This is a genomic window from Paenibacillus sp. Soil787 (genome assembly GCF_001429545.1).
Classification (GTDB): domain Bacteria; phylum Bacillota; class Bacilli; order Paenibacillales; family NBRC-103111; genus Paenibacillus_E.
This window is the reverse complement of the sequence record NZ_LMSP01000012.1, coordinates 583,206-597,221: the sequence shown is the minus strand read 5'-3', so window position 1 is coordinate 597,221 and position 14,016 is coordinate 583,206. Positions and strand designations below refer to the sequence as shown.

The 14,016-nt window shown below is 45.0% G+C and carries 10 protein-coding genes and 1 other annotated feature; of the genes, 5 read left to right on the top strand and 5 right to left on the bottom strand.

Features of this window, described 5'->3' with window-relative positions; translation table 11 throughout:
• The first annotated feature begins 137 nt into the window (after nucleotides 1–137).
• Both ASG93_RS15320 and ileS read left to right on the top strand, forming a co-directional pair.
• On the top strand, nucleotides 138–614 hold the full coding sequence (locus ASG93_RS15320) for a DivIVA domain-containing protein (protein ID WP_029196502.1): 477 nt from the start codon (nucleotides 138–140) through the stop codon (nucleotides 612–614).
• A 72-nt stretch (nucleotides 615–686) separates the two neighbouring features.
• Nucleotides 687–935 (top strand) — a binding site (T-box leader).
• A gap of 66 nt (nucleotides 936–1,001) precedes the next feature.
• The gene (gene ileS, locus ASG93_RS15315) at nucleotides 1,002–3,770 is read left to right on the top strand and encodes an isoleucine--tRNA ligase (RefSeq protein WP_056833313.1); all 2,769 of its coding nucleotides are present in this window, start codon (nucleotides 1,002–1,004) and stop codon (nucleotides 3,768–3,770) included.
• 51 nt (nucleotides 3,771–3,821) lie between these two features.
• Here the strand turns inward: ileS and ASG93_RS15310 are convergent, their stop codons facing one another.
• Nucleotides 3,822–4,565, bottom strand: a complete 744-nt coding sequence (locus tag ASG93_RS15310) for a molecular chaperone DnaK (RefSeq protein WP_056833312.1) — start codon at nucleotides 4,563–4,565, stop codon at nucleotides 3,822–3,824.
• 134 nt (nucleotides 4,566–4,699) lie between these two features.
• Between ASG93_RS15310 and lspA the strand changes: the two genes are divergently transcribed.
• From lspA to ASG93_RS15295, 3 genes are read left to right on the top strand one after another with little or no spacing between them, the layout of a single operon-like run.
• A complete protein-coding gene (gene lspA, locus ASG93_RS15305) occupies nucleotides 4,700–5,218 on the top strand; it encodes a signal peptidase II (protein WP_056833311.1) in 519 nt (172 codons plus the stop codon).
• A complete protein-coding gene (locus ASG93_RS15300; RefSeq protein ID WP_056833309.1) occupies nucleotides 5,193–6,143 on the top strand; it encodes an RluA family pseudouridine synthase in 951 nt (316 codons plus the stop codon). Before lspA ends, ASG93_RS15300 begins: the two co-directional genes overlap by 26 nt.
• Before the next feature lie 31 nt (nucleotides 6,144–6,174).
• The gene (locus ASG93_RS15295; RefSeq protein ID WP_056833308.1) at nucleotides 6,175–7,332 is read left to right on the top strand and encodes an aminotransferase A; all 1,158 of its coding nucleotides are present in this window, start codon (nucleotides 6,175–6,177) and stop codon (nucleotides 7,330–7,332) included.
• Nucleotides 7,333–7,426: 94 nt separating this feature from the next.
• Here the strand turns inward: ASG93_RS15295 and ASG93_RS15290 are convergent, their stop codons facing one another.
• The 4 genes from ASG93_RS15290 to ASG93_RS15275 all read right to left on the bottom strand — a co-directional run bounded on the left by ASG93_RS15290 (nucleotide 7,427) and on the right by ASG93_RS15275 (nucleotide 12,954).
• Nucleotides 7,427–8,548, bottom strand: coding sequence for an N-acetyldiaminopimelate deacetylase (locus ASG93_RS15290; RefSeq protein ID WP_056833306.1), 1,122 nt, complete (start codon nucleotides 8,546–8,548; stop codon nucleotides 7,427–7,429).
• Nucleotides 8,549–8,569: 21 nt separating this feature from the next.
• Complete coding sequence (gene dapD, locus ASG93_RS15285; RefSeq protein ID WP_056833304.1) at nucleotides 8,570–9,280, bottom strand: 2,3,4,5-tetrahydropyridine-2,6-dicarboxylate N-acetyltransferase; 711 nt, start codon at nucleotides 9,278–9,280, stop codon at nucleotides 8,570–8,572.
• Between the two features lie 72 nt (nucleotides 9,281–9,352).
• Nucleotides 9,353–11,233, bottom strand: coding sequence for an ABC transporter ATP-binding protein (locus tag ASG93_RS15280; RefSeq protein ID WP_056833302.1), 1,881 nt, complete (start codon nucleotides 11,231–11,233; stop codon nucleotides 9,353–9,355).
• The gene (locus ASG93_RS15275; RefSeq protein ID WP_056833300.1) at nucleotides 11,230–12,954 is read right to left on the bottom strand and encodes an ABC transporter ATP-binding protein; all 1,725 of its coding nucleotides are present in this window, start codon (nucleotides 12,952–12,954) and stop codon (nucleotides 11,230–11,232) included. Before ASG93_RS15275 ends, ASG93_RS15280 begins: the two co-directional genes overlap by 4 nt.
• Nucleotides 12,955–14,016 lie beyond the last annotated feature (1,062 nt).

The window sequence follows — 14,016 nt, the reverse complement described above, 5'->3', positions numbered from 1 at the left end:
GAACTTTGCAGGAATTGCTTATTTTCTGTCGAACTGATTCAGTATAGATGTGGGTTCAAACTAGCTTTCTTGGAAGAAAGCTCAGCTTATACTTACGAAGTCAGTTTTGCTGCGCAAAACGCTAAGGAGGGGCACTGATGCCATTAACACCGCTAGACATACATAATAAGGAGTTTTCCCGCTCGTTCCGCGGTTATGATGAAGATCAAGTGAATGAATTCCTGGATCAAGTCATTAAGGATTACGAGGCATTGATTCGTGAGAATAAAGACTTGCATAATCAAACGGTGACACTGCAGGAACGTTTGGACCATTTCACCAACATTGAGGAATCACTTAGCAAAACGATTATCGTTGCGCAAGAAGCTGCGGATGAAGTGAGAAGCAACGCCAAGAAAGAAGCACAGCTGATCTTGAAGGAAGCTGAAAAGAATGCAGATCGGATTATTAACGAATCCTTGACGCGTTCACGCAAGGTTGCTTTGGAGATTGAAGAGCTTAAGAAACAAGCCTCCATTTATCGCACACGCTTCCGGACACTGCTTGAAGCACAATTAGAGCTGCTTAACACGGAAGGCTGGCAAAGTATGCAGTTTGAAAATAAAGAAGAGTAGGAATCAATGATTAGGTGGCAGTCATATTGACTATGCCTAATGAATTGGTTATACTCCTGTTAAATGTATCTCAGTAAAGCTATGACTGGAACGAGTAGGTCGAATGAGCAGTGTCAGCGAGTTAGGGTATTGGTGTGAGCCTAATCTCTGCAGCGTACCGAATATCCCCCAGGAGCGTCTCTTGAAGCGAGTAGAGAGAAACGGGTCATGCCGTTACACATGATCGAGTGATTAAGCTTATGTTCGTTACACCTGAGTGTGTAAGTTCATTTAGCTTTTTAACGAGGGTGGTACCGCGAGCTAGAGTTTCTCGTCCCTTTTGGGGATGAGAGGCTTTTTTTGTTTTTCTGACAACATATAGTTTGAGGCTGGAATGGAGTGGTTGGCATGGATTATGGTAAAACATTAAATTTACTACAAACGGAGTTTCCGATGAGAGGCAATTTGCCGCAGGCGGAACCGAAAATTCAAGATCATTGGGAAGCTGAAGACATTTATGCCAAAGTACAGGAGAGTCGCAAAGGCAGAACAAAATTCATTCTGCATGATGGACCTCCGTACGCGAACGGCGATATTCATATCGGACATGCGTTAAACAAGGTATTGAAAGATATCATCGTGCGATTCAAAACATTACAAGGTTTCGATGCGCCTTATGTTCCAGGCTGGGATACGCATGGCTTGCCGATTGAGCAAGTCATTACGAATAGCGGAAAAGTTGATCGTAAAAAAATGACCGTCCCTGAATTCCGAGAATATTGCAAAGAGTATGCTTTACAGTCTGTTGAGAAACAGAAGAGCCAATTCCAGCGTCTGGGTATCCGCGGTGACTGGAAGAATCCGTATATCACACTCCAGCCAAATTATGAAGCTCAGCAAATTCGAGTGTTCGGTAAAATGGTCCAAAAAGGCTTTGTTTACAAAGGCTTGAAGCCTGTCTATTGGTCCCCATCTTCCGAAAGTGCACTTGCAGAAGCAGAGATTGAATACAAAGAAAAAACCTCCACTTCCATTTATGTGGCCTTCCCTGTTAAAGACGGCAAAGGCAAGCTGCCGCAGGATGCCGCTATTGTGATTTGGACGACTACAGCATGGACACTGCCTGCCAACCTGGGTATTTCACTTCATCCTGAGTTCGACTACGTTGTTGTTGGGGCCGGTGGGAAGAAGTATGTACTTGCTCAGGGCTTGCTTGCAGCCGCAGCTAAGGAAATTGGCTGGACTGATTACGAAGTGTTATCGACGGTAAAAGGCAGTGAGCTTGAGTTCGTTACGTGTCAGCATCCGTTCTATGACCGTGAATCACTTGTGATGGTTGGCGATCATGTGACACTTGAGGCAGGTACTGGTTGTGTACACACTGCTCCTGGACACGGGGAAGACGATTTCGCAATTGGACAACGTTACAACATCGGTGTGCTATGTCCTGTAGATGATCAAGGGCATTTCACAGCGGAAGCACCGGGATTTGAAGGCATGTTCTATGAAAAAGGCGGCAAACTGATTATCGAAAAGCTGCAAGAATCAGGTCTATTGCTTAAAGCTGGCGAAATTCAGCATCAATACGCTCATGATTGGCGTACGAAGAAGCCTGTAATTTATCGAGCAACTGAGCAATGGTTTGCGTCTATCGATAAATTCAGACAAGAGATGCTGGATGAAATCAAGCAAGTGAAGTGGACGCCAGAGTGGGGCGAAATCCGCCTCCATAACATGATTGCAGATCGCGGAGACTGGTGTATTTCGAGGCAGCGTGCTTGGGGTGTTCCGATTCCGATCTTCTACTGCCGCAGTTGTAACGAACCGCTTGTCAATGAGCAAACCACCCAACATGTGGCTCAGTTATTTGAGCAAGAAGGCTCAAATGCTTGGTTTATCAAGGATGAAAAGGATCTTCTTCCTCAGGGAACCAGCTGCTCCAAATGTGGTCATGGTGAGTTCCGTAAGGAAACGGACATCATGGACGTATGGTTTGATTCTGGTTCCAGCCATGTGGCTGTTCTAGAATCCCGTCCAGAGCTGCAGTGGCCTGCGGATCTGTACTTAGAAGGTTCTGACCAGTACCGTGGTTGGTTCAACTCCTCCCTCATTACTGGTGTTGCCACAAGAGAGAAATCGCCATATAAAGGCGTTCTTAGCCATGGCTTTACGCTGGATGGAGAAGGACGGAAAATGTCCAAGTCGATCGGAAACACGATTGATCCGAATGTTGTCTGTGGGAAGCTAGGTGCCGATATTCTGCGTCTGTGGGTATCCTCAGTCGATTATCAATCGGATCACCGGATCTCGGATAATATCTTGAACCAAACGACGGAAGTATACCGTAAAATCCGCAACACGATGCGCTTCTTGCTGGGTAACATGAGTCATTTCAACCCAGAAACCGATCGTGTAGCTACGGAGAGTTTGTCGGAGCTCGACCGTTATGCGTTGATTCGCTTGAATCGCATGATTGAGAAGGTAGTGAAGGCTTACGAAGCGTATGAATTCCATGTCGTATACCAAACGATTCATCATTTCTGCGCGGTTGAAATGAGCTCATTCTATTTGGATATTATCAAAGACCGTTTGTATGCAAACGCGCCTCATGATCCAGCTCGGAAAGCTTCGCAAACCGTATTATATGCTTCCCTAACTGCGATCACGAAGCTGATTTCACCGATTCTCCCGCACACAGCGGATGAAGTATGGAAGTACATCCCTGGAGTTGAGCTGAGCAGTGTGCAGTTAGATGAGCTGCCTGAAGTCGATTCAAGTTTATACAAGGAAGAATTGGAAAATAAATGGAATAGCTTCCTGGAAGTGAGAGATGAAGTTCTGAAAGCTCTCGAAGAGGCGCGTAAAGAGAAGGTCATCGGTAACTCGTTAGGAGCTGCTGTACATCTATATCCGAATGAAGCTGCTTACAACTTACTTATGCAATTAGAGCAATTGGATCAATTGTTCATCGTGTCTGCTGTGAGCGTGCACAAACCTGGTTCGGAGGCTCCTGCTGGGGTGTATCAATCGAAGGACGCTGCCATTGCTATCACTGTAGCTGAAGGCGAGAAGTGCGAGCGCTGCTGGATAGTGACCCCTGAGGTGGGGCAAAATAAAGAACATCCGACACTTTGTGCCAGATGTAATGAGGTTGTTTCGGCTCATTACCACGAGTAAAAGGAAGCAAACGAGCTTTCGCTTATGCGATGCTCGTTTGTCCTGTTTTTTCTAGAGCTGCTCATCCTCCGAGTAGGAAAGGTTTTCTGGTTCGAGTAGAGGATCGCCCTCGCCTTTATGCATATAATCATTGTAGGCCTTGCCTCTAACAATAGTGACATGTTCACCATACAGGTCTGTCGCAACAAAGCTCTCAAAGGACTCAACATAACCAACGTGCTCATCGGCTTCCACATACATTTCATTATAGTGATCCACATTGGGATCTTCAGCAAAGGCAGGCGAATTGGAGGTGCCCCAACTTTCAACGATTTGCCAGGCATCTTCACCATCGAATTCGGTCTCATCGTCACGTTCGTCAAAGCTGGTTCGGCCAAAAGGCGGGTAGAGTATTTGTTCTTCAACTGGTCTTCTGAATGACCGGTCAGGATCAGGAACGTGTTCTAAGCTGTAAATGGTTGTAGGGATAGCTTGAAGACGCTCAAAGGGAATCGGTTGTTTACTGAACACACATATACCGTATTCTCCACTCTCCATGCGAGCTAAGGCTTCATTGACTTGATTTAAATGAAATTCAGCATGTTCGTTGAGTGAAATATCTTTTTCCCGTTCGTAAATTTCTGTGGCGATATCTCCTGGATGATTATCGTACATGGAGAGCTCTCCCGTGCTATCTTTAAAAGAATTGGACAGGCCATAATTATCATTCATGGCAAAATGTTTCTCGAGATAAACCTTTTCCTCCAATAATTGCAAATATAATTCTTTTAATTGCTCCTCGGATAAATGGCTCATAGGTCGTGTACAGCTCCTTTCTTACAGCTGATGCATACCGTTATAATGCCGAGTGACAGCTTTTTTTAGTGAGGTAATTCCTTGAAACTAAGGAACATGTTTAAGCTTACGAAAACTATTAGGAGGAAAAGATAATGAAATATTATTTTTATGCGCTCATCGTATTTATTTTGGATCAAGTATCCAAATGGTTTATTGTGAAACGGATACCGCTTGGCGAGGAGCGACCAGTGTTGGGTGATTTCTTCATCATAACGTCGCATCGTAATAGAGGCGCGGCATTCGGCATTTTGCAAAACCAAAGATGGTTTTTCATTGTGATTACGCTTATTGTAGTGATTGGTATACTCTGGTACATCCGTCGGACGATTCGTGAAAGAAAAGTTTTGTTATCTTTTGCGCTTAGCCTTCTGCTAGGAGGAGCAATCGGTAATTTCATTGATCGAGCTTTATTCGGTGAAGTTGTGGATTTCCTGCAGTTTACCTTTGATTTTAGCTTGTTCGGCAAAGCCATTTATTATATCTATCCAATTTTCAATTTAGCTGATTCGGCCATCGTGATCGGGGTCATCCTGATTTTCCTAGAATCGTTACTTACTTGGAGAAAAGAGAAAAAAGGAGCAACGAATGAACACAAACCAGACCTCATCTGAGGCCGCGACAAATGAAGTCGTCGAATGGACGGTTGAAGGGCAGTATGCCAGTGAACGTATTGATAAATTCATTACGGAAGCATTGGAAGAAGATGTGTCAAGAACACTTGTTCAGCAATGGGTCAAAGATGGACATGTTAAAGTGAATGGGAAAACAATAAAACCAAACTATAAGCTGTCTGAACAAGATATTATTTCTTTGCGAATTCCTGAACCCCAGGGTGTTGAGCTAGCCGCGGAAAACATACCCCTGAATGTTGTATATGAAGACGCAGATGTCATCGTGATCAATAAACAGCGGGGACTTGTCGTTCATCCAGCGCCTGGTCATTACTCAGGTACATTGGTTAACGCATTGATGTACCATTGCAAGGATCTGTCTGGCATCAACGGAGAACTGCGTCCTGGCATCGTACATCGGATTGATAAGGACACATCCGGTCTTATCATGTCAGCAAAGAACGACAAAGCACACGCTAGCTTAGCTGAACAGTTAAAGGCTCATACGGTCAATCGCAAATATATCGCCTTGGTACATGGGAATCTACAGCACGATCAAGGTACCATCGACGCTCCGATCGGACGCGATTCCAATGATCGCAAGATGTATGCGGTAACGGAGAAAAACAGCAAGCAAGCGGTAACTCATTTCGTAGTTATCGAACGCTTTGGCGATTTTACCTTGGTGGAGTTGAAGCTGGAAACAGGAAGAACTCACCAAATTCGTGTGCATATGAAATTCATTGGTCACCCGCTTGTTGGTGATCCGATGTATGGCAAGAGCAAAGGGATGCTGATGGATGGCCAAGCGCTGCATGCTGCCATTCTGGGCTTTAAGCATCCTCGAACAGAGGAATGGCTGCAATTTGAAGCGCCGATTCCAGCTGATATGGAAAACCTTCTGCAAACAATTCGAACATCCTAGGGTTCTTCAGAGTGGGAGAGGAGTGAATCACATGGAGCATCTGATTAATCCACAAGTGAAAGACATTCAAATTTCGGGCATACGCAAAATATCTAATCTCGTCAGCACGATTCCGGGAGCATTGACGTTAACGATTGGACAACCTGATTTCCCGACGCCGCGGCATATTATTGAGGCGGGACAGAGGGCTTTGGATCAAAATAAAACAGTTTACACACAAAATCCCGGACTATTGGAGCTCCGAGAAGCGGTATCCAGCTTCGTTCTGGGTAAGTACGGCCAACAATACCGCGCGGCTGATGAAATTATCGTGACCGCTGGAGCGAGTCAAGCGGTAGACATTACGTTACGTACCATCCTTACACCTGGTGCGGAAGTTATTATTCCCGCGCCAATTTACCCTGGGTACGAGCCATTAATCAGGTTGGCAGGGGGAGTTCCTGTCTACGTCGATACCAGGCCGAATGGCTTGAAGTTAACGGCAGAGTTGCTTGAGCCTTATCTAACAGCTAACACGCGCTGCGTTATCTTGTGCTACCCATCTAATCCTACAGGGCAAGTACTCACGGAGCAGGAATTGGCCGATTTGGCTCAATTATTAGAAGATCGGGAATTATTTATTTTATCCGATGAAATTTATAGTGAGCTTGTGTACGGAGTCCGACATCATTCAATTGCAACGATAGGTAAGCTTCGCGAGAAAACAATTGTTATTAATGGCCTATCCAAATCCCACGCTATGACAGGCTGGCGAGTTGGATTCACTTTAGCGCCTGCTTACATTACCGAGCATATGGTCAAGGTGCATCAGTATAATGTGACTTGCGCAAGCTCAGTAAGCCAGTATGCGGCATTAGAGGCTTTGACAGTTGGTATGGATGATGCTCTGCCTATGCGCAATGCCTATGAAGTTCGTAGGGATTATGTCTATGATCGTTTGGTCTCTATGGGCTTCGAGTTGGAAAAGCCGAATGGGGCGTTTTATTTATTCCCTTCCATCGCCAAATTCGGACTAAGTTCGCAAGACTTTACTATGAGGCTGCTTCATGAGGAGCATGTTGCTGTTGTTCCTGGTGATGCTTTCACTTTTTATGGAGAAGGCTATATCCGCATTTCTTATGCTTATTCACAAGAAGTATTAGCAGAGTCCCTCGATCGTCTTGAGCGCTTTGTAAATAAGCTAACGTGAACTTAGCTAAATGTTAAGCATTTCAGCGTTGTGTTAAAGACAATACGAAAAAACCTCCAAATCCACAAAAGTGGGTTGGAGGTTTTCTTTGCTTTTAATTAGATTTAAACCGTAAATAGGCTGTAATGGTATCTATGGCTAAATCAATGGCACTCTCGTTAGGATCAAGCTTGGCGTTATGCAACCCATGAGGGGTATCTACCCCTAACCAGAACATGAAGCCGGGTATTTGCTCCAAAAAGTAGCCGAAGTCTTCGCCTGTCATCGCTTCTGTACACTCCACAAGCTGTACGTTATCCTTACCGCGGAGCCAGTTCATGAATTCCACGGTCAAAGCAGGATCATTGAACACTTGGCGGTAATTCGAGCCATAATCAATAGAGACTTGACACTCGAAGGAGCTTTCGATTCCTGCCGCTACAGCTTCGATCCGTTTCTTGATCTTATTCATAGAATCAGCGGAAAGAGTTCGAATTGTACCTTCCAAGCGGGCTTTTTCCGCGATTATATTCTGCTTTGTTCCTGCCTCCATTTTGCCAATGGTAATGACGGCCGAATCAAGCGGATTCACATTGCGGGAAACAATGGTTTGCAGTTGACCAACCATTTGTGTCGCAGCAATGATCATATCGTTCGCTTGGTGCGGGTAAGCGGCATGTCCGCCTTTGCCTAGCAGGTCAATGAACAGCTCAGATGTATTGGCAAACAAGATCTCCGGCCTCGTGGCAATCGTGCCTACTGGATACTCAGGAGCTATATGGAGAGCTACAATCTGGTCGGGCTTCCAGTCCTGTAATTCTTCAGCAGCAAGCATGGGCAATGCACCGCCAGGGCCTTCTTCAGCCGGCTGAAACAGTACAATCAGGTCATCCTTCATTGGCTGCTGAGCGAAATGCGTAACAACACCCATCCCAATCGACATGTGAAAATCATGTCCGCACGCATGCATGTAACCAGGATGCTGGGAAGGAAACGGAAGAGAGGTCTCTTCCGTGATGGGCAACCCGTCCATATCCGCACGATATCCGAAGCGTTTGGTAGGATTCGTACCTTTGATGTAAACCAAAATGCCAGTGCGCCAAGTGCGAATCGTCAGTCTATCCTGAGGAAGCTCTGCTAGATGATCAAGGAGAAGCTGTTGCGTCTTGAACTCTTGAAAGCCCGGCTCCGGAATTTGGTGAAGCTGACGGCGCAGCTCTATAAAGGGGCTAAGCATGGTGAATACCTCCAGAACACCTTACAGGGTGCGCAGATCTTGTAAAATTTCTGTTTTGGACTTCGTTTTATCGTCCACTTTCTTAATCACTCGTGCAGGTGCTCCTGCTACAACTGTATATTCTTCTACGTCTTGTGTAACGATTGCGCCGGCAGCAACAACAGATCCTTTTCCGATACGTACGCCTTCCAAGATAACAGCATTTGCTCCAACAAGCACATCATCCTCAATCACACAAGGTTGTGCGGAAGGGGGCTCAATAACGCCTGCAACAACTGCACCAGCACCGATGTGACACATTTTGCCGACTTGTGCTCTACCGCCAAGAACAGCATTCATGTCGATCATTGTGCCATCGCCAACAGAAGCACCGATATTAATGAGAGCGCCCATCATGATGACGGCGTTATCTCCGATATGTACTTTATCACGAATGATCGCACCTGGTTCAATGCGGGCATTGATTGGCTTCAGATCAAGCATTGGAATCGCAGAGTTGCGACGATCCGCTTCAACAACGAAATCAGCGATCTGCGCTTTGTTTGCTTCAAGAACGGGCTGAATTTCACTCCATTCGCCAAAAACAACGCCACTTCCGCCGGATATAAAGGATTGGCTGCCTTCGCCAAAGTTAATACCTTCAAGGTTTCCTTTTACGTATACTTTAACAGGCGTTTTTTTCTTGCTTTCTTTAATAAACTGAATAATTTCTAACGTATTCATCTCGGTCATGGTGACATCTCCTTAAAATTTAGATTGACTCTCCTATATTATCAGAAAGGGGGCATTTCAGCCAATGTGTATTCATAGAGCTTTTTGAGCGAACTGACTATTGTACAGATCTGCATAAAAACCGTGCTGTTCCAACAGCTGCTCATGTGTTCCTTGTTCAATAACGGAACCATGATTCATAACAAGAATGAGATCAGCATCTCGAATGGTGGAAAGTCGATGTGCAATGACGAAGCTTGTGCGACCCTCCATCAGGTTATTCATCGCCTTTTGAATGGATACTTCCGTGCGTGTATCTACGCTGCTCGTCGCTTCATCAAGAATCAAAATGGTTGGATCCGCAAGTATGGCGCGGGCAATGGTCAGAAGCTGTTTTTGCCCATGTGAAAGGTTGGATGCTTCTTCATTCAATCTAGTATCGTAACCTTCCGGCAGGGTTCGTATGAAATGATCGGCATAAGCCGCGCGAGCCGCACTAACGATCTCTTCTTCAGTGGCGCCATCACGTCCGTAAGCGATATTTTCGCGAATCGTTCCGTTGAACAGCCATGTGTCTTGCAGGACCATACCGAATAGTCCGCGCAGATGACTGCGTGACATTTCACGTGTATCTACCGCATCAATGGAAATCGTACCATTCTTTAATTCGTAGAAACGCATCAGTAAATTGACAATCGTTGTTTTACCCGCACCTGTAGGGCCAACAATGGCAACCGTTTGTCCAGGCTCTACTTGGATATTCATATCCTGAATCAACGGGGTGTCCTCTTTGTAAGCAAAGTCAACCTGTTTAAATTGAACTTGACCCTTAACATTCTGGGTCGTTTTTACTTGGGCGAGTTCCTGTACTTCTTCAGGCTCATCTAACAACTCAAAGATACGTTCCGCGGCAGCGATTGTGGATTGAATCACGTTGGCTATATTAGCCACCTGAGCAATAGGCATCCCGAATTGTCCTGAATATTGAATAAACGCTAGGATATCTCCGATTTTAATAGCCCCATTTGTTACCATGATGCCACCAATCACACTGACCAATACGTAGCCGATATTCCCGATAAAGGACATAAGGGGGAAGATCATCCCAGAGATAAACTGGGCACGCCAGCCTGAATGATACAAGCGCTCATTAATTTCATTGAATTGCTCAACGGATTTCTGCTCACGGCCGAAAGCTTTGACAATGGTATGCCCTGTGTACATTTCTTCCACGTGACCATTCAGTTCACCGAGCGTTTTTTGTTGTCCTTTAAAATACTTCTGTGACCGTGATGCAATCATTTTCGTTCCCAAAATGCTGAGCGGTAAGGTTACGATCGTGGCCAAGGTCAACAAAGGACTAATGGTTAGCATCATAATAATGATCCCGACCAAGGTAACGATTGAAGTAATCAACTGCGTCAAGCTTTGCTGCATGGTAGAACTGAGAGTATCTACGTCGTTAGTAGCTCGGCTCATCGTATCTCCATGACTGCGTGAGTCGAAGAAGGAGAGAGGTACTCGGGTGAGCTTCTCGCTGATATCTTTACGAAGATTAAATACGATTTTCTGTGTGACACCGACCATAATCCATTGCTGGATGAAAGTAAGTATGGCGCTAAGTATGTAAAGAGCTGCTAGGATAATAACGATTTGGAAAATAGCATCAAAGTCAATTTTGGCACCGGCAACACCCTTGAACTTCGCGATAGAGCCTTCATACAATATGGTTGTTGCGTTACCCATAAGTTTGGGACTAATAATGCTGAAAAGTGTGCTGAGTACAGCCGAGATTAAAACAAGTAGGATAGATATACGGAAAGGACTCATATACCGGGACAACCGTCGTATAGTTCCCTTGAAATCCTTAGCCTTTTGAACTGGCATTCCCATGCCGCCCATACCGCCTCGGCCAAAGTGACCAGGATTTACACCCGCTTGAGAAGGAGTTCTCTCTTTTGGTTTGTCGCTCATGCAATTTCCTCCTCTGACAGCTGAGAAGCAACAATTTCTTGATACACAGCACATGTTTTCATCAAATCTGAATGGGTGCCGATCCCTGCAATTTGTCCTTCTTCCAGTACGATAATTCGGCTGGCATCCATAATTGTACTGACACGTTGAGCGACAATGATCATCGTTGCTTGCTCGGTTTCGGCTTTGAGAGCTGCGCGAAGCTTAGCATCTGTTTTGAAATCAAGCGCAGAGAAGCTATCATCAAATACATAGATGTTTGGTTTACGAACGAGTGCACGCGCAATGGCAAGCCTCTGCTTCTGGCCGCCGGATAAGTTCGTTCCACCTTGGGCCAGAACAGCTTGGTAGCCATCTTTCATCTCGGCGATGAAATCTGCAGCTTGGGCAGTGGTCGCAGCATGCTGAATTTCCTCTTCCGTTGCTATCTCACGCCCAAAACGAATGTTATCCGCAACGGTTCCTGAGAAAAGCGCCGCCTTTTGCGGGACATAACCGATTTGCTGTCGTAGACTTTCTAACTTCAAAGTAGGCAGGGGATGACCATCTAAGAGGATCGTGCCGGACTCTACATCATAGAAGCGCAAAAGTAAATGAATGAGGGTCGTCTTGCCTGATCCGGTTCCTCCAATAATTGCTGTTACCTCACCAGGCTCAGCCCGGAAGGATAGATCACGAATTGCTGGCTGCTCAGCACCGGGATAACTAAAGGATACATGCTTAAATTCAACGGCAGCTTGATTGGACTCTAGAGATTTTGCCATTTCGGCGTTATGTATATTAGATTGATGGGCTAAAACTTCATTAATACGGACAGAAGAAGCGGATGCACGTGGAATCATCATAAAAATCATCGTCATCATGAACATAGAAAACATAATCTGCATGGCATATTGGATGAAGGCCATTAAGTCACCAATCTGCATTTGATTGGCATCAATACGAACTCCGCCGTACCAAAGAATGACGACAACCCCAAGATTAAATACAAGCATCATGATGGGCATCATCGTAGCCATGATCACATTTACTTTTACAGCTATTTGCGTATAATCCAGGTTCGCTTTTTCGAATTTACGTTTTTCATGTTCAGAACGATTAAAGGCTCGAATGACGCGAATGCCGGTTAAATTTTCACGCAGCACCAGATTAATGCCATCGATTTTGATCTGTAATGCTTTGAATAAGGGAAGTCCTTTACGCATGATCCCCGCAATAGCAAGTGCAAGAATGGGGATGATGGAGATTAGTACAATGGCGAGATGAGCGTCCTTATAAGTGGCCATGATGACTCCGCCTACTAGCATCGTAGGTGCGCCGATGAACATCCGCATCATGACAATCACTTGCTGAACTTGTGCGATGTCATTCGTAGTTCTGGTTATGAGGGAGGAAGTACCGAGCTTATCGAATTCGTGCAAGGAGAAGCTTTCAACATGAGTAAAAAGTGTTCGCCGTAAATCCCTGCCGAATCCTGTCGCCGTTCGTGCGAGCAAGTAGCTCGCGATAATGACGCAAACCATCGCACCCATCGCTACTAAAAGCATGTAAGCGCCAAACCGGAGAATAAAGGAAATATCTCCTTTCACAACCCCGACATCGACAATGTCAGCGAGCAGAGTGGGCAGGTACAACTGCGCCAGTGATTGCAAGAGCATCAAAGTAATAATCGCAACCACAGAAGCTTTGTACGGTTTCAGAAGCCGAAACAATTTGAACATAGGTTCCTCCTTAGCGTTTTACCCTAGTATAACGGGTATCATAAGCGTTGCTGAATTTTCGCAAGAAAACGGGCAAAGCTCGAGTTTTTACCACATAAGAAAGTATAAGTTTTTGGTTCCCGAAAACCGCTTTCTTATTGGCGATAAAACCTAATATAGGGATCTTTGGTCGTAACCAAAGTCTCTCCTCGATGAACGCGGTCGCTCATCTTTGAATGGCCTCGATAGAGGTTTTCTCATATGTAAATTATAACACATGGATGAGCGTCTGCTCAAAAAGAGTTATGGGACGGAGTAGGGGCGTGAGTCCATAATGGACCAGTGGAAATAGATGCATTTGTGACATCTAATTTCTCCTAAATCTTTAATTTCAGGTGAATAGATGCAAAAAATGCATATAATCTGCGCTCAACTCTCAATATCGGGTGAAAACTAACAATAGAGTTGTACAAAATGCAGTTAAACGCCATTTATTGAGGAAATATCTCTGACTAACTGCACTTTTTGCATCAATTGATTTCGAACGCTCATCAGCTGTCGCAAATTCGCGTCTACGTTTCGTTCACATGCTGATTTTTTGATCATTTGGAGCAGCCATCACGTTGCAATCTACCGTCTGACTCATGTCACGAGCTTTCCGAAAGGAATAGCTGAATACATCTCAGCTTTTGTCATGAAAATAGATTTTGATATTGACTTATCGTGTCGAAAGTGGGATAATTCTTTTAATTAAATATGTACCTTTAAAAACAGTCCAGAGAGGCTGGCAAGGTAGTCGATGAGAAAAGACGGGATATACTGAGTCGCGAATTCAGTGTATGACAAAGCTTGGGGATGTGCGCATCCTTATGCCCCGCTCTGTATCTTTACGCACTCGTAACTCCTTGCCAATAAATGGCAAGGAGTTTTTTGGTTTTACTAACAGAAAACCTGCGAATGCATACGATGCCAGTTTTGCTAAAGCAAAACTCAGTTAATGCTTACGATGCCAGTTTTGCTAAAGCAAAACTCAGTTAATGCTTACGATGCCAGTTTTGCTAAAGCAAAACTCTTAGGAGGCGA